We start from the raw sequence: 26,609 nt of genomic DNA on the forward strand, positions 1-26,609 counted from the left end.
TTGCGAGGAGGCGAAGCCGACGAAGCAACCCAGGGGGATTGCGCGAGCCCGCTGGATTGCTTCGCTGCGCTCGCAATGACGAAAGCGATGAACCGCGACATGACGATCAGAAGTACGGCGTGACGGGCACTTTCGTGTCCATCGGCTTGAGGAACCACTTCTCCCAGATCGCCTCGACCGTGCCGGCCGTGTGCAACTCGTAGAGCGCGATGTTGAGCCAGTCGCGCAGGGAATAATTGCCCTTGGCGACGCCGAAGCTCGAATAGCTAACGCCGTATTCCGGCGTCGCGACGACCTTCCACTTGATCGCCGGGAAGATCTTCAGCCGGTAGGCGACCGCGTCGATGCCGTCGAAGGAGGCATCGCCGCGTCCTTGGGCCAGCGCCCGGTCGCGGTCGTTGTAATTGTCGAGCAGGACGAGCTTGGCTTTGGGCAGGTTCTTCTGGATGAAGGGGATGGCGGTCGTGCCGCGGACCTGGATCAGCGTCACGCTCTCGCTGTTGAGATCGGCGAGCTTGGCGAAGGGCTTCGCGTCCGTGGTGACGATGCCGTAATTCTCCGAATGGATCGGCGCGGTGAAGTCGATCACCTTGGCGCGCTCGGAGGTGCGGCTCATCGCGCCCATCACGACGTCGACCTTGTCGGCCACGACGAAGGGAATGCGGTCGGGCGAGCCGACCTGCACGAGCGTGAGCTTGACGCCGAGCTTGTCGGCCACCGCCTTGGCGAGTTCCGGCTCGAAGCCGTCGATCTCGTTTTTCTCGTTGAACAGCGCGCGCGGCGGCAGCGTCGGATTGACGCCGACGCGCAGTTCCCCGGCCTTCAGGATGTCATCGAGCGAACGCGCCGAGGCTGGCGCGGTCGCGCCCAGTCCGAGGCAGGCGGCGAGCAGGCAGGCGAAGCGCGACATCGTCATTCAAACCTCCTCAGACAAGCGTTACAGCGCGACCATTGTATACGTTCGGCATGCAATCAGGCCACCGGCCGTCTCGCTTGTCAACGCCCGGCGCCTGCTTTCTCGACATGGGCCAGCGCCTTTTCGAGCCGGCGGTACTCCTCCGGCGGCAGCGGCGCGAAGGGCGGGCGCACGGCATCGCAGGCGAGCCGCCCGAGGATCTTGAGGCAGGCCTTGAGACGGGTCGTGGCGCGCCCACCCGGCGCCTCGCGATAGACCGCGCAGGCGACCGGATAGATAGCGTCATGACAGTGCCGGGCTGCGTCCCAGTCGCCAGCCTGCGCCGCGCGCCAGAGCGCGACCAGCCGCGCTGGCGTCACCGCCGCGAGGCTGACCTGGCTGCCCTCGGAGCCGATCAGATAGCTCGTCAGCAGATGCTCGTCGCCGGACCCCAGCACCGCGAGATCGGGCCGCAGAGCCTTTGCGAGCCGCCGGTTGGCATCATAGGTCGCCACCTCCCAGCTGCCCTCCTTGATGCCGCAGACCCGCGGCAGCGCCACCAGGCCCGCCAGCGTCGCCGGGTCATAGGGCATGGCCCCTGCCCCCACCGGCGCCTGGTAGAGCAGGAAGGGCAGGCCACAGCCCGCCATCGCATGCCGATGGTGTAGCAGCGCCGAGTCACGGTCGCGAAACAGCCCCCAGGCATTGGGCGGGAACAGCAGGATGGCGTCGGCACCGGCTTCCTCCGCATCGCGTGCATGCAGCGCAGCCTCCAGGCTCGATTCTGCGTTGACGCCACTAGTCAGGAAGACACCCGGCCCCAGCACCTCCCGGCAGATCGCGACGACGCGCCGCTTCTCCTCGCGCGTCAGCAGGAAGTTCTCGCCGGCATGGCCGTTGATCAGCAGGCCCTCGATGCCGTCATGTCCCGCGACCGCCGCGACATGGTCGGCCAGGGCCTGCTCGTCCATCCGGAACTCCGGCGTCATCGGGCAGATGGTCGCCGCGTGGATGCCGGTCAGGCGCGCTATGGCGGCGGCGACACGGGCGTCGGATGCGGTACTGGCGTCAGACATGCTGTGGCTGTTCATCGGTGGCTCGGCCTGCGGCGGCAGATGGGGTGGGCGAGGCGGCCGGCGACGCCAGCAGCCGGTCGATTGGGAAGAGAGGATCGGCGGGCTCCTGCCCGAGGATCCGCTGGGCGAGCAGCCGGGCGATGTAGGGCCCGCTGGTGTAGCCGGAGTGAACGCTGCCACAGATATAGGCGTCGGGGATGCCCGGGATCGGCCCGGCCGCGGGCAGCGCGTCGGCCGTCTCCGCTTCCAGCCCCGCCCAGGCGCGCGCCAGCCTCGCATGGCGCAGCGCCGGTATCGCATGGCAGGCGAGGCGCATATTGCCGATCAGGCTCTCGGGCACGAGCTCGACCCCGCCGCGCTGCCGGTCGCCACGGCCTTGCCAGCCGCCGCCGATCACCACCGTGCCGTGCGGGTACTGCTTGAGCGACAAAAGCCCGCTGGCGATGCCGACCACCGTGCGCATGACGGGCGCCACGCGCTCGGTCACCGCGAGCTGGTTCACCAGCACCTTGATGGGCAAGGTGATGCCGAGCCAAGCCATCATCTCCTCGAGCCAGACGCCCCCCGCCAGCACGAGCCGCTTTGCCCGGACCGGGCCTGCGGCGGTCTGGACGGCAAAGCCGCCCTCTTCGCGTTCGACGCCCGACACGGGCGTCTCCTCGCGCAGATCGACACCGGCCTCGATCAGGGCGGCGTGATAGGCCTGGCCCGTCAGATAGGCATTGGCGTAGCCGTCGACCTTACAATGCGCGGCGAGCAGGACGCCCTCGCCGAGTCCCGGTTCGACCGCGCGCGCTGCTGTTGCCGTGACCAAGTCGATTGGTGCGCCCGCCTCACGACGCTTGCCCGCGCGGAAGCTGAGCAGTTCGACCTCGCGCTGCGTGAAGGCGAGCGAGAGCCCATCGCAGACGACGACGCCGGCATCGTGCCCCAGCCACTCGCGCGCCGAGGCCCACATCGCATGGGCCTGCAGCGCGTAGGGGATCAGCGCCACCCGCGTCATCTGCATGGTCAGCGTGCCCGCGTTCACGCCCGAGGCCTCGCGGCAGAGGCTGCCGCGCTCGAACAGCACGGTCCTCATGCCGGCGCGGGCGCAAAACAGCGCCACCGTCGCGCCATGAATTCCGCCGCCGACGATGGCGAGATCGAAAGGTGTGCTCATAGCGGGGCCGGATTCGGCACGGGGATGTCGCCATAGTCGAACTCGCCGAGCAGATCTGCCAGCGGAACAGGCCGCAGCGGCGGCCGCCCGGTCCAGTAGCCCGCCGCCTCGCGCGAACCGACATGGCGGGCGAGCAGCGTCGCCGCCGTCTCGCCGCACATTCGCCCCTGGCAGGGGCCCATGCCGCAGCGGGTGAAATGCTTGAGCTGGTTGATCTCGCGCGCGCCCGCCGAGATAGCGGCCTCGATCTCGCCACGGCGAACATCTTCGCAGCGACAGATCACCGTGTCCTTGGCAATCTCCTCGACCATCGCCGGCCGTGCGCGCATTAGCCGGTTGATCGCGCCGGCGAAGACCAGCGCCTTGTCGAGCGCAGCACGCGCCTCCCCCGCCTCGCGGGCGGAGACATGAGCCGGCAGCCGCCCCGCATCCTGCGCCGCCGCCAGCCCGGCGAGCCGACCCGAGAGCCGCGCCGGCTCGGCACCCGCCACCGCCGCCCCGTCCCCAACCGTATAGAGACCCGCGACCGAACAGCGCCCGAAAGCATCGCGCACCGGCGCCCAGCCGCCCGCCTCCGGCTCGAAGCGATGCTCCGCCCGCAGCAGCTTCGGAATCTCGCTGCCCGGCACCAGTCCATGGCCGATGGCAAGCGCATCCGCCGCAAAGACGCGCGAGCGGCCGCCCGTCGGCCGTCCCTCCGCATCAACAGGCGCGACCGTCACCGCCTCGCAGGCCTCACCGCCGGAGACGGCCGTGACCGTATGGCGAAACAGCACCGGCACGCATGCCGCGCCCAGCTTCAGTGCCCAGCCGAGGCCCTGCCGCAGCAGATCCGGCCGGCTCGCCATCGCCGGCAGCGCCTTCAGCCAGTCGCCCGGCCCCGACAGATCGATGATCGCCGCGACCGCCCCGCCCCCCGCGACGATCTTGGCCGCGACCGCAGCGAGCAGCGGCCCGCAGCCGGCCACCACCGTGCGGCGGCCCGGCACCATCCCCTGCGATTTCAAGAGGATCGTCGCGGCCGCGAGCCCGATTACGCCGGGCGTCGTCCAGCCCGGAAAGGGCACCAGCCGCTCATGCGCACCGGTGGCGGCGACCAGCCGCGGCGCGGTGAAGCTCTCGCTGCCGGCCGCCGTCACCGCATCGACTCGAAACGCACCCGAGATCGACCAGACGCGCGCCCCGCCCTTCCAGACCACGGCCGAGGCAGCAACCGCCTCGCGCAGCGCATCCCCAGCCCGCTCGTCGGCGCCCCGCGTGTCCGGCGCGACCGAGAGGCCCGCCGGCGGCGCACGGTAGACCTGCCCGCCGGGAGAGGCGTCCTCGTCCAGCAGCACAACCAACAGCCCGGCCTCGCTCGCGGCCAGCGCGGCGGCCGCGCCGGCCGGGCCTGCTCCGATGACGATGAGATCGGCCTGCATCATCTCAGAGCGAGCCCTTGAGTCCAACGACCAGCCCATCCTCGACCGGCACCTGGCAGGACTGGCGCAGCACGCCGCCGACCTGCACCACGCATTCCTGGCAGGCGCCCATGAAGCAGTAGGCGCCGCGCGGCGAAAAATCGCGGGGGCTATGTCGCAGCCGGGCGAATCCGGCCGCCAGCAGCGCCGCCGCCAGTGTCTCGCCGCGATGGCCGACGACGGCCACGCCGTCGACGTCAAAGGTGACGGCGGCACCCCGCCGGAACCCGTCCGCAATCCGCAGAGCCGTCATCCGTTCGTCCGATTCCCCGCCCGCCGCCGCTTTACAAGGGCGACGCAGTGTATACAGTCCGTAGACAATCGGTGCAACATGAGCGGCCGTCAAGAGCGGGCCATGACCGCAGCCGAGGCGTTTCAACCTGCATGTCCGAGGGGACCCATGCTCAATAAATTAGCGCTCGGCCTTGCCGCGCTGCTCGGCCTCGCCACCGCCGCCCTGCCGATGACGGCCGGCGCGCGCACGCTCGACGAAATCCTGAAATCCGGCACGCTGAAAGTCGGCGTCAATCCGACGCTGCCGCCGCTGGCCAAGTTCGACGAGAAGAACGAGGTCGTCGGCTTCGACGTCGATTTCGCCACCGAGATCGCCAAGATGCTGGGCGTGAAGCTCGAGGTCGTGCAGACCGGCTCGCCCGACCGCATTCCCTTCGTCGCCTCGGGCAAGATCGATCTCGTCATGGGCGCGATGACGCGCAATCCCGAGCGCGCCAAGGTCATCGACTTCACCGTGCCTGTTCATACCGAGGTCTTCGGCGTGCTGACGACCGAAGCCAAGTCCTACAAGGACTGGAAGGAGCTCGACAGCCCAAGCGTTACCCTGATCCAGGTGCGCGGCACCACGCCGGTCAAGTTCATCGAGGACAATCTCAAGCAGGCCCAGGTCACGCTGCTCGACAATTATCCCGACGCGGTGCGGGCGTTAGCGCAGGGCCGCGGCGATGCGATGATCGACGTGATCGACTTCGTCGGGGAGCAAATGAACCGCTTCAAGGACGTGAAGTGGAAGGTGGTCGAGACGCCGGTCGACGTCTACTATTGCAGCTTCGGCCTCGCCAAGAACGCGACCGGCCTGAAGGACTGGCTCAACGTCGCGATCTTCGAGATGCACCGCCGCGGCAAGACCGACGCGCTCTGGGTCAAGTGGTTCGGCATCAAGATGCTCAACCCGACCGGCTTCACGCCCTACTTCTGATCGCTCCGCCGTCATTGCGAGCGCAGCGAAGCAATCCAGAGGCCTCAACGTTCCCCTGGATTGCTTCGTCCTCGCAATGACGGCGTGCCTGCCCTCCGACCCGACTGACAGCGCCCGTGACCGCGCCGAACCGACCCGCCGCCCCAGGCGAGATCCAGACCGTCTGCGGCCCGATCGCGCCGGCCGATCTCGGCCCGACCCTGATGCACGAGCATCTGCTCTGTGACGTCACGCCACCCGAACTCGCCGCGCAGGGCCTTCCGGAAGTCGAGATCACGCCCTGGAACGCGGCCGAAATCCGCTATCACTGGTGCCGGCATTACGGGAACCACATCCTCTCGGACGTGGCTGAGATGACGGAAGAGGTGCGGCTCTTCCGCGAGAGCGGCGGCCGCGCCATCGTCGAGCTGACGATCGAGGGCATCCGGCCCGATCCGCTCGGGCTGCGCGCAATTTCGCAGGCGACCGGCGTCGCGATCGTCGCGGGATGCGGGGTCTATATCGAGAGCTTCGCCGGTGAGGCGGTCACCGCGCGCTCGACTGACGACCTCGCCGCCCTGATGATCGCCAGCGTCCGCGACGGCCTCCACAGCACCGATATCCGCGCCGGCATCATCGGCGAGATCGGCATCAGCGATCCGCCGACGGAGGGCGAGTTGCGTGCCCTCACGGCCGCAGCCATCGCCCAGCGCGAGACCGGCGCCAGCATCAACGTCCATCCCGGTCGCGACCCCGCCTCGCCGCTGCAGGTGATCGAGCACGTCCGTGCGGCAGGGGGCGACGTCACGCGCCTGATCATCAGCCATCTCGACCGGACCTTCGCGACGCTCGACCAGGCGCTGGCGCTGGTCGCGACGGGGGCCGTCGCGGAGTGGGATTTCTTCGGTATCGAATCCTCGCACTACCCCTTCGCGCCGATCGACCTGCCCAATGACGGCATGCGGCTGAACTGGATCGCCGGGCTCGTCGCGCGCGGCCATGGCGCGCAGGTGACGATCTCGCAGGACATCTGCACGAAGACGCGGCTCAAGCGTCATGGCGGCCATGGCTATGGTCATCTGATCGAGAATTTGGTGCCGATGATGCGCCGCAAGGGATTCGACGAGGCCATGATCGACCAGTTGGTGATCGGAACGCCGCGCCGGCTGCTCACCCTTGTCTGAGGCCGGCGCGGAGGCCCTGCGGCGCGGCCGGCGCGATATCGTCATCGGCGCGCTGCTGATGGTGGTGGCAACCTTTTGTTTCGTCAGCCTCGATTCGATCCTGAAGGCGCTGGCCGCGCGCCATGACGTGCTGTTCCTGGCCTGGGGCCGCAACCTGTTCCAGGTAGTCTACCTCATCGCCGCGATGCCGTTTCTCGGCGCGCGGCGCATGCTTGTGACGCGACACCCCTTCATTCAGCTCTGTCGCGGCGCGGCGCTGGTGGGCACCACCGTTTTCATCGTGCTGGCGCTGAAGACGATGCCGCTGGCGCAGACCTATGCGATCACCTTCTCGGCCCCGCTGATCGCCACCGTCCTGGCGATGATCTTCCTGAAGGAGCAGCCTTCGCTGCGGCGCTGGGCCTGCATTCTCGCCGGTTTCGCTGGCGTCATGGTCGCCTTGCAGCCGCAGGCGCCGGGTGCCGGCGGCTTTCTCGTCTTTCCCCTCGCCATGGCGCTGGCCAATGCCGGCTATCATGTGCTGACCCGCGCGATCGCCAGCGATGAAGACCCGCTGGCGATGCTGTTCCATGTCGGCTTCTTCGCGCTTTTGATCACCTCGCTCGCTCTGCCCTGGTCCTGGTCTTGGATGGCACAGTGGGAATGGGGCCTGCTGGCGCTCGGCGGCGCCTTCGGCACGCTGGCCCATCTGCTGCTGATCGAGGCCTTCCGGCGCGCGCCGACCGCCGTGATCTCGCCGATGATCTATTCGCAAATCATCGCCGCCTGCCTGATCGGCTATCTCGTCTTCGGGGAGGTGCCGACGCTGGCGACGCTGTTGGGCGCGGCCATCGTCATCGCCAGCGGCGTGGCACTGATCCGTTCTCGGGGCTGAGCGGGGCGTAGCCCGCCTGCCTCTTCAGGAGATATTGTCGAGCGAGAAGCGCGACAGGCTCTTGATATGCGCCTGGGCGGCCTTGCGGGCGCGCTTGGCATCCTCGGCCTCGAGCGCCACCACAATTTCGAGATGCTCGACCGCGTCCTGCCCGACCCGGTCGGCGAGGCGGGCGATCTCGAACAGTCGCGTGGTGACGCGCAGCGAGCGGATCATCTGGCCCATCACCGCATTGCCGCAGCCGTCGATATAGAGGCCGTGGACATTGTCGTCCGAGCGCCAATGCGCGTCGGTGTGATAGGTCGTCGCCGCCATCAGCTCGTCGATCTCGCGATGGACCATGCCGAGCTTGGCCTGCGAGAGCCGCCCGGCCGCCAGGAACGCCGCCTCGCCTTCCAGCAGCTCGCGCACCTTCAGGCTCTGCAGATACTCGCCGAGATCGACATTGCGGACCATGAAGGAGCGGTTGGCGGCCTTGACCACCAGCCCTTCGCCTTCGAGCCGCTGCAGCGCCTCGCGCAGCGGCGTGCGCGAGATGCCGAGGATTTCGGCAAGCTTCGCCTCGACGATGACCTCGCCTCCCTTGAGGCGGCGGCCGCGCACCATGTCCGACACCGCCTTGTAGGCGAGGTTGGAGAGGTTGTAACCGTGAGCGTCGCTCGGCTCGGTCAGGGTCATACTGTCGTCTTCGTGTTCAGGTTGCAGGACCGCTTTTGGACGAGGCGGCGCCGGCCATCAAGACCGGACGCCGCGATCGTCCTCATCCGTATCGCCCCGCCGGCTCGACCCCTGTCGGCAACTGGCCTGCCGGCGCCGCCAGCACCGACCGTTCGCGCGCGACATGGCCGCCCTGGCCGGGCTTGCCGACGAGGTTGCCGTCGCGGATTACGACTTGCCCGCGCAGGATGGTGGTCACCGGCCAGCCCGTCACCGTGATGCCCTCATAGGGGGTGTAGTCGCTGCCGTGATGCAGCAGGGACTGGCTGATCGTGACCTCGCGCTTGGGGTCCCAGATCGCGATGTCGGCATCCATGCCGAGCGCAATCGAGCCCTTTTTAGTCAGCCCATAGGTCTTGGCGTGATTGGTCGCGGAAAGGGCGACGAACTGGTTCAGCGTGATTCGGCCCTTGCCGACGCCCTCCGAGAACAGGATCGGTAGCCTTGTCTCGACGCCGGGAATGCCGTTGGGCACCCAGCGGAACGAGGTGCGCCCCTTCGGCGTCAGCTTGCCGGCGGGGTCATCGTAGCGGAACGGGCAGTGGTCGGAGGAGAAGACGTTGAAGGTGCCATTGGCGAGCCCCTCCCAGCAGGCCTGCTGGCTGGCGGTATCGCGCGGCGGCGGCGAACAGACATATTTCGCGCCCTCCATGTTGAGGCCGTCCATGTCGGCCTCGGTCAGCACGAGATATTGCGGGCAGGTCTCGCCATAGACCTTCAGGCCGCGCGAACGAGCGCGGGCGATCTCCTCCATCGCCTCGCGGTTGGAGACGTGGACGATCATCACGGGCACATCAACGAGTTCGGCGAGCGAGATCGCGCGATGCGTCGCCTCGCGCTCGACGGGGATCGGCCGCGAGGTGCCGTGGAATTTCGGCGCGACATGGCCGCCGCGTTCGAGCCGGTCGGTCAGGAAGCGGATCGCGTCGTCATTCTCGGCATGGACCATGACGAGCGCGCCGGTCTCGCGCGCCACCGACATCACTTCGAGCATCTGCCGGTCGTTCAAAGCGAGCCCGTCATAGGTCATGAAGACCTTGAAGGAGGTGTAGCCGTCCTCGATCAGCGCCGGCAGGTCCTGCCCCAGCACCTGCTCGGTCGGCTCGGAGATGACGAGATGGAAGGAGACGTCGGTGTAGCAGCGGCCCTCCGCCAGTCTGTGATAATCCTTCACCGTCTCGCGCAGGCTCGTGCCTTTCTCCTGCATGCAGAACGGCATCACGGTGGTGTTGCCGCCGAAGGCCGCCGAGAGCGTGCCCGAGGCGAAATCATCCGCCATAACGATGCCCTCACCGCTCGGCTGGGCGATGTGGACATGGCTGTCGATGCCGCCGGGCAGGACGAGGTGGCCGGAGGCGTCGATCGTCTCGCTTGCTTCGCCGAGATCATGGCCGAGCGCGACGATGACGCCGTCGCGGATGCCGACATCGCAGGAAAACACGTCCGATGCGGTGGCGATCGTGCCATTAGCGATGATTAGGTCGTAAGCCATGCCCGGTCTCCAGAGTGATTGTCCGGCCGCTTGGACGGCCCTTGCCTGCGATGCCGTCAGGCCAGCCCGCGCACCCGCGCTGCAACCTCCAGGCCGCGGTCGATCAGGAGGTTGATGTCGTTGGTGGCGACGATCAGCTTTGCGCCGAGATCATAGGCATGGCTGCGCAAAAGCGCCTCCCCGACTCCGATGACGCCGAAGGCCTTGCCATGCGCCGCAGCCGCGCCCGCGATGCGCGCAAAGGCTGCCTGAATGGCCGGATGCTCGACGGCGCCGACATGGCCCATATCCGCGGCGAGGTCGTTGGCCCCGATCATCAGCATGTCGACGCCATCAACCGAGGCAATCGCCTCGGCATTGGCGACACCGAGCGCGCTCTCGATCATCAGGACGACGAAGGTGTCCTTCTCGATCTCGGCCATCATCTGCGCGGCGGGCGGCACGCGAAAGCCCAGCCGCGCCAGCGGACTCGGCAAGGAGCGCTTGCCGACGGGCAGGTAGCGGCATTTCTCAACGACGAGGCGGGCTTCATCGGCGGTTTCGACATGGGGCACGACCACCCCCTCGGCGCCGCAGTCGAGAACGCGGGCGAGGTCGGGCGCATATGGCGCGCCGACCCGCACCAGACAGGGCAGCCCAGCCTCGCAGGCGGTGACGCTGATCGAGGCGGCGTCACCGATCGCGATCGGGCCATGCTCCATGTCGACGAGCAGAAGATCGAAGCCGCAGCTGCGCGCGATGGTGACGATCTCGACCGTGCGGACCACGCAGGCGGCGAGCCCGATCGGCGTGCGGCCGTCGTCAATCTGCCGGCGCAAGGTGTTTCGCATGGCACGTTGTCTCCCGTCGCGGCCTGCGACCGACTACCACATGCATAGTGCGTGCACAATGTGCACAAGATGCGAACAATCACGCTCGTCTTCTGCATGCATTTGAGGCGCTATCGCCCGGGAACGGCGGCTTTCGGCTGGCATGTCGCTTGCTGTGAAAATCGCCGGACGCGAGCGGCCGGATCGGGCGCCGATGCAGCGCCGCAGCAAGGCGAGAGACGGGAATGACAGTGACGATCAAGGCCTCGATGCCCCGCAGCCTGCTGGCGGCTCTCGCCGCAGCGGCCCTGTCGCTGGTCGCCCTTCCCGCACAGGCCCAGACCACTGTGAAATGGGCCTATGTCTACGAACCCGCCGAGCCGCACCACAAGGGCGCGGTCAAGGCCGCCGAACTGATCGAGCAGCGTACCGGCGGGCGCTACAAGATCCAGCTCTACCCCTCGGCGACGCTGGGCAAGGAATCGGACCTCAACCAGGGCCTCTCGCTTGGCACGGTCGACATCATCATCAGCGCGGCGAGCTTCCAGGCGCAGGTCTCCAAGCCGCTCGGCGTGACCTATTTCCCCTTCGCCTTCCGCGATTTCGACCATGTCCAGGCCTATGCCAAGAGCGACCTCTACAAGCGCCTTGGCGACGGCTACGAGAAGGCCACCGGTAACCGCATCGTCGCGCTGACCTATGCGGCCGAGCGGCACGTCACCTCCAGCCGGCCGATCCTGACGCCCGCCGACATGAAGGGCCTGAAGATCCGCGTGCCCGACGCCGCCGCCTACATGGCCTTTCCGAAGGCGCTCTCGGCCAACCCGACGCCGATCTCGCTGGCCGAGGTCTACACCGCCCTGCAGAGCGGCGTCGTCGATGCGCAGGAGAACGCCTTCAACACGATCTGGTCGAAGAAATTCCATGAGGTGCAGAAGCACATCATGCTCACGGGCCATGTCATCGATGTGCTCAACACCGTGATCGGCGGCGGCACCTGGAAGAAACTCTCCGACGCAGACAAGGCGATTTTCGTGGCCGCAATGCTGGAGGGCAGCCTCCTCGCCTCGACACTGATCCGCGATGAGGACGACAAGCTGCGCCAGGAAATCGTCAAGGCGGGCACCAGCACGATCCACACGGTCGACAAGGCTGCGTTCCAGAAGGCCGTGCTGGCGAGCTCCAAGCCGGCGGATTTCGGCTTCGTCCAGGCCGATTTCGACGAGTTGGTGGCGCTGAAGTAAGCGCCCGCCACGGGCCTCATCCGGCGCGGCCGCGACCGGCCGCGCCGCGTGCTTTGCTCCGGGCTGCCAGCGACGCACAACATCGACCCGAAGCCACGGCCCAGCCCACGGATTTCCCATGACCAAGCCTGACAGCCTCGACGCCATGCCCGCCGCCCTCAACGCCAAGGGTGAGTTCGAGGTGCAGGACGAGGCCATCGACCTCTCGGTCTACGCGATCGAGGAGTGGGTCGGCTTCGGGGTGTTCTGCGTGCTGGGCGCAACCGTCTTCCACCAGTTCTTCACGCGCTACGCGCTGAACGATTCCGCCGCCTGGACGGAGGAGATCGCGCGTTATCTGCTGGTCTGCACGGTGTTCATCGGCATCGTCGGCTCGGTGCGCAAGAACAGCCATATCCATGTCGATTTCTTCTATCACTGGCTGCCGCGCTGGATCACGCGGCCGCTCTCGACGATGGTCGATCTCGGGCGCATCGCCTTTTTCGGCTATTGCATTTGGCTGACCTGGCAGCTGATCTCCCGCATCGGCGGCCAACCCATGTCGGTGGCACCGATCGCGATCGGCTGGGTCTACGGCGTGGTCATGCTGAGCTTCGCGGCGATGACGCTGCGAGCGGTCCAGGTCGCGATCCGCAACTGGACGAACGGCTACAGCGTGCTCGAACGGCCCGGCACGACGGGAGCCAGCTCGTGAGCGCGCTGTCCTTCAAGCTGCTGTTTCTCGCCCTGATGGGCTCAGGGATCCCGGTCGCTATCGCGATGGCGGGCTCGTCGCTGATCTACATCCTGGCGACCGGCATCGCGCCGGATTTCGTCGTCATCCACCGGATGTTCGCCGGGCTCGACTCCTTCCCGCTGCTGGCGGTGCCGTTCTTCATCCTGGCCGGCAACCTGATGAACTCGGCCGGCATCACCAACCGGATCTACAATTTCGCGCTCGCTCGTCGGCTGGATGCGCGGCGGGCTCGGACACGTCAACATCGTCGGCTCGGTGATCTTCTCGGGCATGTCGGGCACGGCGGTCGCGGATGCGGCGGGGCTCGGCACCATCGAGATCAAGGCGATGCGCGAGCATGGCTACGATGTCGAATTCGCCGTCGGCATCACGGCCGCCTCGGCGACGCTGGGGCCGATCATCCCGCCATCCCTGCCCTTCGTCGTCTACGGCATGATGGCCAATGTCTCGATCGGCAAGCTGTTCCTAGCCGGCATCGTGCCCGGCATGGTCATGGCGCTGCTGATGATGGCGACGGTGAGCTTCTACGCGCACAGGAACAAATGGGGCGGCGACGTGCCCTTCGAATGGCCGCGTATTCTCGGCGTGTCGGGCGAACTGGCTGTCGTCGCCGGCTTTCCCCTGGCGATCTGGCTTGCGGTCGAAGCCGGCGTCTCACTGCGCATCGCCGTCATCGCCGGTTTCGTCCTGCTACTGGCCGCCGACCTCGTGTTCCGCTTCGCCGCCGTGCTGCCGCTGATGACCCCGGTGCTGCTGATCGGTGGCATGACGTCGGGCCTGTTCACCGCAACGGAAGGGGCGATCGCAGCTTGCGTCTGGGCGATCTTCCTCGGCATCGTCTGGTACCGCACACTGGACTGGAAAATGCTGATCCGCGCCTCGATGGAAACCGTCGAACTGACGGCGACGGTGCTGTTCATCGTCTCGGCGGCCTCGGTCTTCGGCTGGGTGCTCGCGGTCTCGCGGACGACGGAGATGATCGCCGGCTGGGTCTTGGCCTTCACCGCGGACCCGGCGATGTTCCTGTTGCTGGCGAACGCCCTGATGCTGTTCGTCGGCTGCTTCCTGGAGCCCACCGCCGCGATCACCATCCTGACGCCGATCCTGCTCCCGATCGTCCTCAAGCTCGGCATCGACCCGGTGCATTTCGGTCTGGTGATGGTGCTGAACCTGATGATCGGTCTGCTGCATCCACCGATGGGGCTCGTGCTGTTCGTGCTCGCCCGCGTCGCCAATCTCAGCTTCCAGCGCACGACCATGGCAATCCTGCCTTGGCTCATTCCGCTGCTGCTCAGCCTGGCGCTGATTACCTACGTGCCGGCCATCAGCCTCTGGTTGCCTAAGGCGCTGCAATGACGCGGCCTTAAGCAGGCCTATTGGCAAAACGCCCGCCCGTGGGGCAAGGCTTTCTGGTGGCGCGGTCACGTTTTGAAGCGCGCTGTAGATTTCGGTGCATCGACGACACGACGAGGGCGGCGAGTATACCTATGCCGCCGATGCATCGCGCTGCGAAGATGAGAGCCGACATAACCAGAGACCAAGATAAGGCATCTCCCGTGGTGCAGGAGCCAACAACCGACGAGTGACCCCTTTCGCGGGACCGCATTTACGAATTAGCTCCAGCGCACCACCCGGAACCAGACGCTGCCAGAGCCGGGAATGGGCCAACTCCGGAAGCGATTGCGCCTGTTTTTTCAGCAAGTCGGGCAATCCCGCACCGCGCGCCGATTGCGCCCACATTCGACTGGACTTCGTTCGCACGGCACGCATTGGTGTCGAAGGCGCGGAGATACGCGTCGATCTTCTAAGCTAACCCTGCCGGCGTCGCGCCGAGGCGGGGTCGCGGTGGTGCGGGGATGGCCCCGCTGCAACCGCGAGGAGATCGCCATGACACGCCGAAGCCGCAAGGCCGACACCACTCCTGCGATCGACACATCGTCCGCTTCTGAGAGCGAAGCCATCTCAGCGGTGGTCTACGGATCGCCTTTGCCGCCCCGTCCCGGCAGTAAGCTCGGCATTGTCTTGGGCCTGCTGCAGGCCGCCGAGGGGGTGAGTCTCGCCAAGCTCGCAGCCGTGACGGACTGGCAGCCACACACGACGCGCGCCGCCCTGACCGGCCTGCGAAAGCGCGGCTACGTCATCTCGCATGAGAATGTCGGCGCTGCCGATGGAGCGAAGTGCTCGGTCTACCGCATCACCGCGGGCCAGGCACAATGAGCAGGGCCTCACGCGATAACATGGCCCAGCCCTCAGCGTCGGGCCTGGCCGACGAGGTGGCCACCTTGGCGAGCCTCGGCTTCGATGAGCTGCGGGCCCGCTTTCGCCGGCTGTATCGCACGGCCGCTCCGGCCGGCCTGTCGCGCGATCTGATCGCGCGGCTGGTCGCCCATCGGCTGCAGGAGCAGCAGCTCGGCAAGCTTGATGATGAACTGGCGCGACACCTGGCGAAGCTGGCGCGGGGCCAGGAAACCCGACGACGCATCAAGACCGGCTCAGTCCTGGTCCGCGAGCACGACGGCGTCAACCATGAGGTCGTGATCGTGCCCGGCGGCTTCCTCTGGAATGGCGAGACACATCGCAGTCTCTCGACACTGGCCAAGCGGATTACAGGGACCACCTGGAACGGACCACGCTTCTTCGGATTGCGGCAGCGGCAGGCCGCGAGGGCCACCCCATGATCCGCGAGCCGGCAACAAGGCCGCAGCGCTGCGCGATCTACACGCGCAAGTCGACCGAGCATAATCTCGATCTCGCCTTTAACTCGCTCGATGCCCAAAGAGAGGCCTGCGAGGCCTATATCAAGAGCCAGGCCCATGAAGGCTGGAGCCTCATCGGTGATCGCTATGACGATGGCGGCTTGTCTGGCGCATCCTTGCAGCGCCCTGCCCTGCAGCAGCTGCTCGATGCGGTCCGCGCAAGGCGCATCGACATCATCGTCGTCTACAAGGTCGATCGCCTGACGCGCTCGCTCGCTGACTTCGCCAAGCTGGTCGAGCTCTTCGATGAGCACGGCGTCTCCTTCGTCTCGGTCACCCAGTCCTTCAACACGACAACGAGCATGGGCAGGCTGACGCTCAACGTCCTGCTCTCCTTCGCCCAGTTCGAACGCGAGGTCATCGGCGAGCGCGTTCGCGACAAGATCGCGGCGTCCAAGACCAAAGGGCTTTGGGTCGGCGGACCGGTCCCGCTGGGCTATCGCAGCGAGAAGAAGCAACTCGTCATCGTCGAGCAGGAGGCTGCGCTGGTGCGTCGCATCTTCCAGCTTTATCTCGATCTCGGCTCGGTCGGAGCGGTGGCCGAGACCCTGGGTCGTGAGGGCATCGTCACCAGACTGGGTCATCGCTTCCGTGTCGGCATGCTCGCCCATCTGCTCAAGAACCGCTTCTATCTCGGCGAGATCGTCTGGCACGGCGTCTCACATCGTGGTGCCCATGTACCGATTGTCACGGTCGAGATCTTCGACGCCGTTCAACGGCACCTCGCTGCGGCCGCCATCGAGCGCAAGGGACGATCGGCGAACTCAGCCTTTACGCTTGCGGGTCTGCTGCATGACGATGCGGGCAACCGGATGAGCCCGAGCCATGCCCGCAAGAACGGGGCGCGGTATCGCTACTATGTCTCGCAGGCGCTGATCCAGCATCGCAAGGCTCAAGCCGGATCCATTGCCCGGATCTCGGCTCCCGAGATCGAAGCCGCTGTGTTGGCCGCAACTCCCAATCCTGCTCAGATCGCGCGCGTCACCCTGCACCGAGATTGTCTGATCATCGCGCTCCAGTCTCCCGATGATGCTGGCGAGCCCAGCACGACAAAGATTCCCTTCGCCTGGCAGCCTCAGGGTCGGCGCAAGGGCGTCGCGCATGAGCCCACGCAGAAGCCCCGGCTCGATCATGATTCCGCGGAGGCGATCCTGACCATGATTGCTCAGGCGAGACGCTGGATGGCGCAGCTGATCGATGGCTCGATGGCCTCGACCGATGAGATCGCGATCCGCGAAGGTGTGGGCGAACGCAATATCCGCAAGCTGCTGCCGCTGGCCTGCCTCTCGCCAAACATCATCCGCGCCATCGCCGATGGCACTGCGCCCGCCAATCTGACGATCAGTCGGCTCTCCGCAGCCCTGCCTCACGACTGGGCGAGCCAGGAGCACCGCATCCTCGTTCACTGAGCACCGCGATCAGCTATCGATTTGAGCCCGCCTCCAAGGCGGGTTTTTTCTCGTCCAGCGAATCTGTCGAACCAGTCTCGCCAAAAGCTGCCGCGAACCGGTCTCAGCCAAAATCCCGCGGAACACAAAAACCGGCCTGCCCAGACCGAGCCTCAGAAACCGGCCCGATAGCATGGGTTCTGGAGCTTGGATGGCGCGGCGAGACCGCCTCCGCCTGCTAACCCCCCACACCGTCGCAGTAACTGCTCACCCGTCCAAATCTGGCGGTTGGACAATATGCGTGGCTGGGGCGGGAGGATTCGAACCTCCGAATGGCGGTACCAAAAACCGCTGCCTTACCACTTGGCGACGCCCCAATGTGTCGCGCGTTCTAGAACGCGTCGTCGTCATGTGCAACCGTCTCGCGGTGGCTCCCTGGAACCTCGGAAGAAATCATCCCCAGGCTGCAAACGAGCTGTTGCGCCGGGGCCGCGTGCTGGCTATAAGCCGGCCACCAGTTGATCGGAGTGTGGCTCAGCCTGGTAGAGCACCTCGTTCGGGACGAGGGGGTCGCAGGTTCAAATCCTGCCACTCCGACCAAAAATTTCCCGCGATAAATCAAGACGTCAAAAGATAACCCTTCGGGGTTTTTCTTTTTTGCGATCGAAATACCTGACAGTTTTGTCATCTCCACTCGTCTTCTGCGCTCGGCCGACGCGCACGTGGTTGGAGGTATCTGCAGCCTGCCGCGTCCAACCGATGCAGGCGGCTTGCCTTGATCGCCGATCGCGGTCGCATCGACGCAGCCACTTTCCTGCTGTTTACGTCGCCCCCTCGAGGGCAGACATGAGATCCCAGATTCGCCGGTTGAGCGCGTGAAGCTCGCGGATGGTGCGGGAGATTTCCTCGAGCCTCGCATCGTCGACGGCTCGGCGGACACCGAAGCGCAGGTTCCCCCGGCTTTCCTCCACCTTCATGTGCTGCGTATGGGTGATCTCGCCCTCCGCATCGATGACGAAGGTGGCGTGGCTGAGGTCGTTGCGCAGCCGCGTCGCCGCCGAGAAGCGCTCTACGATCTCGTTGAGCTCGCCGCGGACGACCTTGTCTGCCACGCCGATCTTGGCCAGCCGCTGCACCAGATCGAGACGCGCGCGTGTCGTATTCAGCGTGGCGAAGACGATCGCCGCCGACTTGTCATCCGTGCCGAGCAAAACCATCAGCACATAGATGAACAGGCTCTCGTTGTTGGACCAGGCGAGATTCAGATCGCCTACGAGGTTCATGAAGGCTACTCTGCGGCTGGAGGATCGGCGCGCGGCGACAACCTCCAGGACATCGAAATCCGGCCTGGGCGGCAAGGCCGTTCGTCCTCGGGAGGGCTTGGGCATCGGCGCTTCCTCGGAGGCTAGGCTTCGCTCAGCGCGGGGGCGCCATGTTCGAATGGCTCAAGATTCGCAAGGCGCGCCGCATGGCCCATGCCGCGATCGACCCCTTCCTGCATCGCGATCCCAGCGGGACCGCGACATGCCAGGCCGGTGACTGGCTTCATCCCCAGATCATCGGCTTCCTCGCAACGCTTGTCACGCTGATTGCCCAGCGTCATTGCGGCCCGATGCGCACGCATGCCCTCGCAGCGGTTCAATCCGATGTCCTGAACGCCGTCACGGGAATTGGCCCAGAGCTCATCGGCGAGGAAATCTGCCTGCTCAGCAGCCGCGAGGATCCGGCCTTTGCAGCCGGCGCCCGCGGTGCCGTCGCCTTCCTCGAAGCGCTGCGCCCAGCCAGCCAGCTTGACGAGATCGACGAGCCCGTACTGCAGGCCGATCCCTCGCTTCAGCGGCTTTGGGAAGAACATGTCGATCAATGCCTCCGCCGCAGTCCCCGGCCCCTATAGGCAACGGCGCCGAAGTATGGCGCGCCGTCCCTCTGCCAGTGGAGGCCACCCTCTTCCCATCAGCCGTCAGCGCAATCCATCGTCGTCAGCAGTCCTTTTTCGCTCCGCAGGCTGATCGAACAGGCCCAACTCGAGCTGTTGCTCGAACCTGCCCTCCTCCGGCTCGGTGTCCACGCCGGAACTCCGCAGCAACCGGTTCAAAGCCTGGAGGAAGACAGTGTCATCGAGACGGTGCGTCGCGCTCGCGGTAACCGCAAGGAAACGCTCGTAGCGCGCCTTGCAGACGGCCTGCCCCGGCCGGGGCGGCGCGGAGCTACTCGGAAAGGGCTCTCGCACGACGCGGTCGACAACGCTTTCGCCAGGCCATGAATTCGGCAGATCCTTCGCGGTTTCCAGGCCGGCCGCGATCTTCGTCTTGAGATGCCAGGCGGTCCGGACGGACACGCCGAGTATCTGGCCCAGCCTCTGCGAACCGATACGCTCGCCGGTCGCGGTCAGCAGATAGAGCGCCTGCAGCCAGACATGCATCGGCACATGGCTGTTCTGAAAGATCGTGCCATGCCTCACGGTGAAGGGCTTGCGACAGGCATAGCACTTCCACATTCCGACGGGTGTGCTCAGCCCGCTCAGGCGGCCAAGCCGACAGCTTTCGCTGGCGGGCTCAACTGATCGCCGCAACACACTCGGCGAACCTCTCGGCTGGGGTTTGATAGAGCAAGGTCTTTCTGGGCCGTTCGTTGAGCTGACGGGCGATGGCGCTGAGCTGGGCCTGGCTTTGCAGGGACAGGTCGGTTCCGTGGGGAAGATACTGGCGCAGGAGCCGGTTGGTGTTCTCGTTCGAGCCACGTTGCCAGGGTGACCTGGGATCGCAGAAGTAGACCTCGACGTTCGAAGCGAGGGCCAGCCGCTTGTGGTCGGCCAACTCCTTGCCTCGGTCCCAGGTCAGGGACTGATAGAGTTCGCCGGGCAGTTTCTTCGACTGTTTGATCAGGGCGGTGATGACGCTCCCGGTGTCTTTGTTGGCGACCTTGACCAGCATCACGTAGCGCGAATGCCGCTCGACCAGCGTGGCGACGTAGCTGTTCCGGGAGCCGCCGATCAGGTCGCCTTCCCAGTGACCAGGGACCGCACGATCCTCGACGGAGGCCGGCCTTTCGCTGATGGAGACGGCGTCCCTGATCTGGCCCAGGCCGTTCCGCTTCAGGCTGGCGTGCCGGGAGCGGCGGATCGTTCGCCGGGCCCTCAGGTGGTCCAGCAGTTCCTTCTTCAGCACCCCACGGGTCTGGATGAACAGGCTGCGGTAGATCGTCTCGTGCGACACTTGATTGTGTGGCTCCCGGGGGCAGGTGCGCTTGAGCCAGCCGGCGATCTGCTCGGGCGACCAGTTCCGCTGCAGCTTGCCGGATACTGTCCGGGCCAGACCGGGTCGGCAAGCCAGCTTGCACGGCTTGGGACGCAAGGCCCGGTCCCAGGCCGCCTGATCGGAGCGCGCCGCGCGGTAGCGATCCGGCCCGCCGTTGCGCTGAACCTCGCGACTGACCGTGGACGGTGATCGGCCCAATTGCCGAGCGATCACGCGCAGCGACCGGCGGGTGCTGAGCCCTCGGGAGATTTCCTCCCGCTCGCTGAGAGTGAGCGCCCGCGGCGCCCGCCGCCGGTCTGGAGGCCGAATGCCGCCCGTCGGCGAAAGCACCGAGAACACCGAAGAGGACTCCCGATCGAACCGCCGCCCAATCGAACTCATCGACTCGCCGGCCTTCCAGCGATCCCAGATCTCAGCCCGCTGGGCCGCCGAATAGTAGATCCGCCGCCGCTGCATCATCACCCACGCTCCATCTCCAAAGGAAAAGTAGCGTGTTGCGATTACCGATTGAGACCACCCTGCAATGCGGACAGACAGGTCCGTCGCGCCAGACCAACGTCTCGAGCGAGAGGAAGGCGGCCTGTTCGTCGTGCATGCGGACGGCGTTGGGCATAGCCAATCTCCGGCGCACAGGGCACCAGCCTTTACCAAGCCACCTCCTGGGTCATGAAAAATCAATGAACCGGTTAACGCAGGGTAACGATTCAGCACATTGACCCAACAGCCCCTTCGTGGCTGTTTATAGACACCAAGCAGCATTCAGGAAAGAAAAAATACTGAACTCGAATTTGCCTGCTTAGATTCATAGAGCGATCGAATTCAGCAATCCGATGGAATCGGATTTCCATAATATCGGATAATTATAGAATTAATCCTTCAACGCGACATTTCTCGCGAACGATAACTATTGAATTCAACAAACTTTAATCGTCAAAATACATAAAATACTTCTTAAAATCCAAACTTATTACCGAAATAACAACTACATAGGAGGCATAAATGGATTAAATCAGATCGGATAACATCGAAAATTGGATGTATATCGTTACGCTAGACGGTATCCATCCTTGTAAACCGCATAAAACCAATCGACATCGCTGAAACCGGACCGCGCACCGCAGAAGAGAGGCGCACCGGACCGCATCGATGTCTCCTGAACGCACAGGAGCGTGTCATGGGTAGCCACAACAATCCGCAGCCTTCGCACCACGACGACGACAACGACCCGACACAGGGCCAGTTGCAGGGCCAGGCCGAGTTGCAGGGTCAGCTCCAGGGTCAGGCCGAGCTTCAGGGCCAGGGACAGGGTCAAGGCCAGGGACAGGGCCAAGGTCAAGGCCAGGGTCAGTCCCAGGGTCAGTCGCAGTATGCCGGCCAGGTCGCCGCGCAGGCCGTCGACACCGACGTCTGGAATTCCGCCAGCAACGCCAATGAAAACGGCAACCTGAACGGCAACGGAAATCTCAACGCCAACGGCAACCTGAACGGCAACGTCAACTATAACGAGCTGGACAATCAGGTTACCAACCAGGTCGACAACTGCGTGAATGTCTCCGTCAACGTCGACCTCAGCCTCGAAGGTGCAATCACCGGGCCGCAGGACAACGAAGCGATCGACATCGACTCGATCTACGGCATCACCGATTCCATCGTGATGCCCGACGTGGTCACTCAGAACGTCTATGAGGGCAACAACTTCAATATCGATCAGATCAACAACCTGACCGATAACGACACCCTCAGCGGCGCCTCGGTGAGCTACAGCTCCGGCGGTGTCTCCGATGCGTGCTGCTGGGATCCGTGCGGCTCCGACGCGAACTCGGTCGGCGACTTCACCATGACCGCGACCGCCACCGGCGGCAGCGCGAGCTCCAGCCTCGGCGCGCTTACCAGCGACGATGGCGACTTCGGCGGCGCCGGCGCGGCTTCGGCTGCAGCCTCGCTCACGCAGGAAGCCTTCACCCAGTCGATCGTTCAGGGTGCGAACATCCAGTTCAACTCGATCGAGATGACTGTGGGCAGCGGGGACGCTCTCGACTCCCTGTAAGCACTGTCCGAAGCGAAGCGACCGCGCGGGGCCCTCCCCGCGCGGTTTCCGCTCCCGCCTTCCCCTTTCTGCGCGCCATGCGTTTGAAGTGTTCCCGTCCGGTGCGAGCTGGACGCGGCGGAGGATCGTGCCATGCAGCCCGGCGGCTTCACCGAAACGATCTGGCAATTCATCGGCTATCTGGATCTGTCCGACTCCGTCGCCCGGACGCCGGTGTTCTATGACGGTGAGGCGCCACCGCCGTTTATACCCGAGGACCTCGATCCGTTCCGGGAGCCGCTCCGCGGGCTTGCCTTCGACGAACTCGTTTCGGTTCCAACGACGGTTCGCGAAATGCCGGCACCGGACCCGCACAGCAGTTTTACACCTTTATCGATGCCGGCCAGATTCGGCGTGCCCAGCAAGATTCTGCCCGTCGTTCCACAGCCCCTGAAGCCGATCCCGCATAATGCCGAGGACATCGGATCTTCGGTGGGCTTCCGCTCCGCTCAGCGCGAAATCACCGTCGAGTATCGCGACGCCGACGGCGAGGGTCTGTATCAGATCAAGCAGATCAACGTCGCGAGCGACCAGGATCTCATAACATCCGATGCGATCACCTATGCCGACGGCAGCGTCGTGATCCCGGCTGAACTGCATCTGGAGGGCGAATTCGCTTCGCTCATCGATCGGGCCGACGATATCGCCCCCGCCGGCATCCCCGACATGACCGCGGCGCTCCAGATCGGAACCGACGACGTCATCGCCATGGTGTCGGCTCGCGACGCGCTCTGGGCCGAGACGGGCAACCCGAATCCGGACGGCAGCCCCGCTGAGACCGCCCCGCAAGGCCGCATTATCGATGGCGTTGCCGGCGCGCCCGAACCTTACGCGCCGACCTTGCTGGACAGCGCACCCTGGCGCCCGGACGAGCCGCCGGCCCAGACCAGCACAACGGCGACGCTCGATGCCGCGGGGCCCACCGGCGGCGTGGCGACGCTCGCCGAGACCGGTCTCAACAAACAGATCAATGCCGCGGAGATCGTCGACCTCAACGAGGGGGTCGGCTCCATGATGGTCGGCGGGGACTACTTCTACAGCCGCGGCATCGTGCAGGCGAACATCCTGGTCGACAATGACCATGTCGACATCGCCGTCTCCGGCACTCTCGACCCCGTCGTGAAGACGCAGGGCAACGAGGTTCACAACATCGCGGAGTTCATCACGCATCAATCGACGATCGACGTGCGCGGTGCGGCCGGGACGTCTCACTGGGTCGTCGATGTCCTGTCGGGCGATTTCTACGACGTGAAAGCGATCGTCCAGTTCAACGGTCTCGACGACAACGATCGGACGGTTCAAAGCGAGTCCGGCGTCTATTACAATCTCGGGACCGGCGGAAACGAGCAGATCAATCTGACGAAGATTTACGGCATAGCCGATTACGACATCATCATCATCGGCGGAAACTACCATCGCGCCGACTGGATCTACCAGTACAACATCATGCTGGATCCCGATTCAGCCAAGCTCTACAGCACCGGCGGCGAAGAAGACGGCACGACCGTCACGACCGGTTTCAACAGCCTGACCAACAAGGCCACGATCGCGAGCTACGACGCGCCGGCCTTCAAGCCGATGCTCGACGCCCATCACGAACTGATCGATCAGCTTGCCGGCGGCGCAACCATCCTCGCCCCGGACGCCGACTGGCACTTCTACGGTGGTGCCTCGGGCACGCTGAAGATTCTCTACGTCGCGGGCGATTACTACGACGCCAACGTCATCACGCAGGTCAACTTCCTCATCGACGGCGATCAGAGCATTCAGGCCAGCGCGCATGCGGACACCGAACAAGGTGTGGCCGCAGGCGGCAACAGCGCGCTCAACGAAGCCTACATCGTCGACCCCGGGCTGCTGTCGACCTCCAATTATCTCGGCGGCGAGGCCTATGAAGAATCCGTGCTGATCCAGGTCAACATCGTCACCGACAGCGACACGGTGAAGATTCATGACACCAGCACGCTCGTCCCCGAGCTCGTCGCCTTCGCTGAACAGGCCACCAATGAGCCTGAGCCCGAATGCCGGCACGTCAATGTGCCGGACCCGGCACAGCACGACCATCTGACGTCGAACATCATGGTTTGAAGCAAGAAGAACGAGACGGGGTAAGGGGCATGAGCGAGAAGAACGAAGCATCGCCATCCGCGGCGCCCCTGGCCGGCCCTGCCTCGGTGCGGATGGTCGGCTTGCCGCAGGCTGTCGGGCTGGCCGCCGTCAAGGTCGAGGGCACCGCCAATGCCAACAGCCGGATTTCTCTGGTCCCGGCCGGCGCGCCCGCATCGCTGCCGCAGCCGGCCGCTCCCCACGACCCGACTCTCCCCCAGGAAACCGCGCCCCAAAGCCGCGCAGAACACAGCGAAGCCCGCATCGACGGACAGCCGGCATCCGATGTCGTCACGCTGCGTCCGAAAGTGGATTCACAGCCTCCGAAAACGGCCCTCGAGGGCGGCCGCGGCAGCAAGGGGCCAGGCGGCGGAGGAGGCGGTGGCGGATCGGGAGGTGGAACGCCTATCGAGCAACGGCTCGGTGATCGCGACTTCAAGCAGGTTCTCGGCGCGGGCCTCGGCGGCACACGGCACAACCTGACGGTCGTCGCGCTGTTCTCGATCGTGGTGAACACGCTCGTCCTCGCCGTGCCGATCTATCTCTTCCAGATGTCGGACCGCGTGCTGACGAGCCGCAGCGTCGATACGCTGGTGATGCTCTCGGTCATCGTCATGGTGGCGATCGGAGCCCATGTGCTGCTCGACATGGTGCGCCGCTTCATGCTGATGCGCGTCGCGGTCGATGTCGAAACCCGGCTTGGCGGGCCGGTGCTCGCGGCCGCCGCCAAGGCCGCCCAGACGGGCTCCAGCCGCGAATTCCAGACGCTCGCCGATCTGCAGCAGATCCGCAGCTTCCTGACCGGTCCGGTCATCCTCACCATGCTCGATGCACCGACCGCGCCGATCTATCTGCTGGCGGTCTACCTGATCCATCCGCATCTCGGCTACATCGTGACCGTCGCGTCGGTCGTGCTGTTCCTGGTCGCCTATCTCAACCAGCAGATCACGGCCGCGCCCTTCGCACGAGCCAGTGCGTTTTCGACCCGCGCGAATCTGCAATCGGAAGCGATGTCCCGCAACGCGCAGGTCATCAACGCCATGGGCATGATCCCGGAGGGCGTCGTGATGTGGGGGCGCGAGACGGCGGAATCCCTCAAGGCGCAGGTCAGCGCGCAGGATCGCAACATCCTGATGACCGGTACCTCCAAGTTCTTCCGCCTGGGAACGCAGGTGGCGATGCTGGGCTGGGGCGCGATGCTCTCGCTCGAAGGCCAGTTGACGGGCGGCATGGTGGTCGCGTCCTCCGTCGTCGCCGGCCGCGCCCTTGCCCCGCTGGAAGGCACCATCGAAGGCTGGCGCAGCTTCATCCATGCGCGCGCCGCCTATCAGCGCGTCAAGGCGCTGCTCCAGGCCTCGCCGCTCAACCTCGACCGGCTGAAGCTGCCGAACCCCAAGGGCCGGCTCGATGTCGAGCGCGTTCTCTACGTTCCGCCGCCGAACAAGAAGGTCATCCTCAACGGCATCAGCTTCAGCCTGGAGCCGGGGGATTCCCTCGCCATCGTCGGCGCTTCCGGCTGCGGCAAGTCGACCCTGGCGCGCATGCTGGTCGGCTCGATCAACCCGACCGCCGGCACCGTCCGGCTAGACCGGATGGAGCAGCGCAACTGGGATCCGCGCCAGTTCGGCGAAAGCGTCGGCTACCTGCCGCAGGACGTTCAGCTCTTTCCGGCCTCGATCAAGGCCAACATCGCCCGCATGCGCGACGATGTCGCCGACGCGGATGTCTTCGAAGCCGCAGAGATCGCCGACATCCACGAGATGATCGCCCAGTTCGCCCATGGCTACGAGACACAGATCGGCATCGACGGCGCTCCCCTCTCGGGCGGGCAGAAGCAGAGGCTGGGCCTGGCGCGGGCCTTCTTCGGCAATCCGCGGCTCGTGGTGCTCGACGAGCCCAACTCCAATCTCGACGCACTGGGCGAGGCCGCCCTCGCTCGCGCTTTCGAGCGGGCCAAGTCTCGCGGCATGACGGTGGTCGCCGTGACGCAGCGCCCTGCCCTGCTCCGCAGCGTGGACAAGATCATGATGATCAAGGACGGCGCGGTTCAGGCCATCGGGGCACGCGACGAAATCCTGCCGATGATCGTTGGACAGCGCAGCATCGATGGCGGCGCGCCCAAGCCACACTGACAAAACCGGCATTCGAAGCCGGGGGCGACGAGGGAACGGAGTG

At 65.5% G+C, this 26,609-nt stretch carries 24 protein-coding genes, 2 tRNA genes and 1 pseudogene; 13 read left to right on the forward strand and 14 right to left on the reverse strand.

Going from position 1 to position 26,609, the window contains the following annotated elements:
• Nucleotides 1-106: 106 nt before the first annotated feature.
• From NWE53_RS13065 to NWE53_RS13085, 5 genes are all read right to left on the reverse strand, one after another.
• The gene (locus NWE53_RS13065; RefSeq protein ID WP_265054684.1) at nucleotides 107-916 is read right to left on the reverse strand and encodes a transporter substrate-binding domain-containing protein; all 810 of its coding nucleotides are present in this window, start codon (nucleotides 914-916) and stop codon (nucleotides 107-109) included.
• Between the two features lie 80 nt (nucleotides 917-996).
• Complete coding sequence (locus NWE53_RS13070; protein WP_265054685.1) at nucleotides 997-1,971, reverse strand: dihydrodipicolinate synthase family protein; 975 nt, start codon at nucleotides 1,969-1,971, stop codon at nucleotides 997-999.
• Nucleotides 1,964-3,133, reverse strand: coding sequence for an NAD(P)/FAD-dependent oxidoreductase (locus tag NWE53_RS13075; protein ID WP_265054686.1), 1,170 nt, complete (start codon nucleotides 3,131-3,133; stop codon nucleotides 1,964-1,966). Before NWE53_RS13075 ends, NWE53_RS13070 begins: the two co-directional genes overlap by 8 nt.
• Complete coding sequence (locus tag NWE53_RS13080) at nucleotides 3,130-4,557, reverse strand: FAD/NAD(P)-dependent oxidoreductase (RefSeq protein ID WP_265054687.1); 1,428 nt, start codon at nucleotides 4,555-4,557, stop codon at nucleotides 3,130-3,132. Before NWE53_RS13080 ends, NWE53_RS13075 begins: the two co-directional genes overlap by 4 nt.
• A gap of 1 nt (nucleotide 4,558) precedes the next feature.
• A complete protein-coding gene (locus tag NWE53_RS13085) occupies nucleotides 4,559-4,846 on the reverse strand; it encodes a (2Fe-2S)-binding protein (RefSeq protein ID WP_265054688.1) in 288 nt (95 codons plus the stop codon).
• 147 nt (nucleotides 4,847-4,993) lie between these two features.
• Here NWE53_RS13085 and NWE53_RS13090 point away from each other — a divergent pair, with 147 nt between their 5' ends.
• The 3 genes from NWE53_RS13090 to NWE53_RS13100 all read left to right on the forward strand — a co-directional run bounded on the left by NWE53_RS13090 (nucleotide 4,994) and on the right by NWE53_RS13100 (nucleotide 7,843).
• The gene (locus NWE53_RS13090; protein WP_265054689.1) at nucleotides 4,994-5,806 is read left to right on the forward strand and encodes a transporter substrate-binding domain-containing protein; all 813 of its coding nucleotides are present in this window, start codon (nucleotides 4,994-4,996) and stop codon (nucleotides 5,804-5,806) included.
• Between the two features lie 116 nt (nucleotides 5,807-5,922).
• Nucleotides 5,923-6,969, forward strand: a complete 1,047-nt coding sequence (locus NWE53_RS13095) for a phosphotriesterase family protein (protein ID WP_265054690.1) — start codon at nucleotides 5,923-5,925, stop codon at nucleotides 6,967-6,969.
• Nucleotides 6,962-7,843, forward strand: coding sequence for a DMT family transporter (locus NWE53_RS13100; RefSeq protein ID WP_265054691.1), 882 nt, complete (start codon nucleotides 6,962-6,964; stop codon nucleotides 7,841-7,843). The genes NWE53_RS13095 and NWE53_RS13100 overlap by 8 nt, the downstream gene beginning before the upstream one ends.
• A gap of 24 nt (nucleotides 7,844-7,867) precedes the next feature.
• On the opposite strand, the gene NWE53_RS13105 is transcribed toward NWE53_RS13100, so the two are convergent.
• The 3 genes from NWE53_RS13105 to NWE53_RS13115 all read right to left on the reverse strand — a co-directional run bounded on the left by NWE53_RS13105 (nucleotide 7,868) and on the right by NWE53_RS13115 (nucleotide 10,882).
• Entirely contained in the window at nucleotides 7,868-8,521 is a 654-nt protein-coding gene (locus NWE53_RS13105; RefSeq protein WP_265054692.1) for a GntR family transcriptional regulator, read from the reverse strand.
• Nucleotides 8,522-8,603: 82 nt separating this feature from the next.
• Nucleotides 8,604-10,052: a dihydropyrimidinase gene (gene hydA, locus NWE53_RS13110; RefSeq protein ID WP_265054693.1), complete on the reverse strand. Its 1,449-nt coding sequence runs from the start codon at nucleotides 10,050-10,052 to the stop codon at nucleotides 8,604-8,606.
• 56 nt (nucleotides 10,053-10,108) lie between these two features.
• Nucleotides 10,109-10,882 carry an HpcH/HpaI aldolase family protein gene (locus NWE53_RS13115; protein ID WP_265054694.1) on the reverse strand — a complete coding sequence of 258 codons (774 nt, stop codon included), beginning with the start codon at nucleotides 10,880-10,882 and terminating at the stop codon, nucleotides 10,109-10,111.
• Between the two features lie 248 nt (nucleotides 10,883-11,130).
• Between NWE53_RS13115 and NWE53_RS13120 the strand changes: the two genes are divergently transcribed.
• The 6 genes and pseudogenes from NWE53_RS13120 to NWE53_RS13145 all read left to right on the forward strand — a co-directional run bounded on the left by NWE53_RS13120 (nucleotide 11,131) and on the right by NWE53_RS13145 (nucleotide 17,006).
• Nucleotides 11,131-12,105 (forward strand): sialic acid TRAP transporter substrate-binding protein SiaP, encoded by a 975-nt coding sequence (locus tag NWE53_RS13120; RefSeq protein ID WP_265054904.1) that lies wholly within the window; start codon nucleotides 11,131-11,133, stop codon nucleotides 12,103-12,105.
• A 118-nt stretch (nucleotides 12,106-12,223) separates the two neighbouring features.
• Nucleotides 12,224-12,799, forward strand: a complete 576-nt coding sequence (locus NWE53_RS13125) for a TRAP transporter small permease (protein WP_265054695.1) — start codon at nucleotides 12,224-12,226, stop codon at nucleotides 12,797-12,799.
• Nucleotides 12,800-12,834: 35 nt separating this feature from the next.
• Nucleotides 12,835-14,197: pseudogene (locus tag NWE53_RS13130) on the forward strand (TRAP transporter large permease).
• A 531-nt stretch (nucleotides 14,198-14,728) separates the two neighbouring features.
• A complete protein-coding gene (locus tag NWE53_RS13135) occupies nucleotides 14,729-15,058 on the forward strand; it encodes a DUF3489 domain-containing protein (protein ID WP_265054607.1) in 330 nt (109 codons plus the stop codon).
• Between the two features lie 56 nt (nucleotides 15,059-15,114).
• Nucleotides 15,115-15,519 (forward strand): DUF2924 domain-containing protein, encoded by a 405-nt coding sequence (locus tag NWE53_RS13140; protein WP_442865029.1) that lies wholly within the window; start codon nucleotides 15,115-15,117, stop codon nucleotides 15,517-15,519.
• Entirely contained in the window at nucleotides 15,516-17,006 is a 1,491-nt protein-coding gene (locus tag NWE53_RS13145) for a recombinase family protein (RefSeq protein WP_265054697.1), read from the forward strand. Before NWE53_RS13140 ends, NWE53_RS13145 begins: the two co-directional genes overlap by 4 nt.
• A gap of 281 nt (nucleotides 17,007-17,287) precedes the next feature.
• On the opposite strand, the gene NWE53_RS13150 is transcribed toward NWE53_RS13145, so the two are convergent.
• Nucleotides 17,288-17,362 (reverse strand) — tRNA-Gln (locus NWE53_RS13150).
• 146 nt (nucleotides 17,363-17,508) lie between these two features.
• On the opposite strand from NWE53_RS13150, the gene NWE53_RS13155 reads away from it, so the two are divergent.
• Nucleotides 17,509-17,585, forward strand: a tRNA-Pro gene (locus NWE53_RS13155).
• A gap of 221 nt (nucleotides 17,586-17,806) precedes the next feature.
• Here the strand turns inward: NWE53_RS13155 and NWE53_RS13160 are convergent.
• The 5 genes from NWE53_RS13160 to NWE53_RS30035 form a co-directional block, all read right to left on the reverse strand.
• Nucleotides 17,807-18,268 (reverse strand): hypothetical protein, encoded by a 462-nt coding sequence (locus tag NWE53_RS13160; RefSeq protein ID WP_265054698.1) that lies wholly within the window; start codon nucleotides 18,266-18,268, stop codon nucleotides 17,807-17,809.
• Nucleotides 18,269-18,390: 122 nt separating this feature from the next.
• On the reverse strand, nucleotides 18,391-18,849 hold the full coding sequence (locus tag NWE53_RS13165; protein ID WP_265054699.1) for a hypothetical protein: 459 nt from the start codon (nucleotides 18,847-18,849) through the stop codon (nucleotides 18,391-18,393).
• A gap of 96 nt (nucleotides 18,850-18,945) precedes the next feature.
• On the reverse strand, nucleotides 18,946-19,413 hold the full coding sequence (locus NWE53_RS13170; RefSeq protein WP_265054700.1) for a hypothetical protein: 468 nt from the start codon (nucleotides 19,411-19,413) through the stop codon (nucleotides 18,946-18,948).
• Between the two features lie 127 nt (nucleotides 19,414-19,540).
• Complete coding sequence (locus NWE53_RS13175) at nucleotides 19,541-20,701, reverse strand: IS30 family transposase (RefSeq protein ID WP_265053267.1); 1,161 nt, start codon at nucleotides 20,699-20,701, stop codon at nucleotides 19,541-19,543.
• Nucleotides 20,655-20,855: a transposase gene (locus NWE53_RS30035; protein ID WP_442865013.1), complete on the reverse strand. Its 201-nt coding sequence runs from the start codon at nucleotides 20,853-20,855 to the stop codon at nucleotides 20,655-20,657. Before NWE53_RS30035 ends, NWE53_RS13175 begins: the two co-directional genes overlap by 47 nt.
• A 561-nt stretch (nucleotides 20,856-21,416) precedes the next feature.
• Between NWE53_RS30035 and NWE53_RS13180 the strand changes: the two genes are divergently transcribed.
• From NWE53_RS13180 to NWE53_RS13190, 3 genes are all read left to right on the forward strand, one after another.
• Nucleotides 21,417-22,289, forward strand: a complete 873-nt coding sequence (locus NWE53_RS13180; RefSeq protein ID WP_265054701.1) for a hypothetical protein — start codon at nucleotides 21,417-21,419, stop codon at nucleotides 22,287-22,289.
• Nucleotides 22,290-22,421: 132 nt separating this feature from the next.
• Nucleotides 22,422-24,416 carry a hypothetical protein gene (locus NWE53_RS13185; protein WP_265054702.1) on the forward strand — a complete coding sequence of 665 codons (1,995 nt, stop codon included), beginning with the start codon at nucleotides 22,422-22,424 and terminating at the stop codon, nucleotides 24,414-24,416.
• A 29-nt stretch (nucleotides 24,417-24,445) separates the two neighbouring features.
• Nucleotides 24,446-26,566, forward strand: a complete 2,121-nt coding sequence (locus NWE53_RS13190; protein WP_265054703.1) for a type I secretion system permease/ATPase — start codon at nucleotides 24,446-24,448, stop codon at nucleotides 26,564-26,566.
• Nucleotides 26,567-26,609: the final 43 nt, after the last annotated feature.

It is taken from the genome of Bosea sp. NBC_00550, from assembly GCF_026020075.1.
Taxonomy (GTDB): domain Bacteria; phylum Pseudomonadota; class Alphaproteobacteria; order Rhizobiales; family Beijerinckiaceae; genus Allobosea.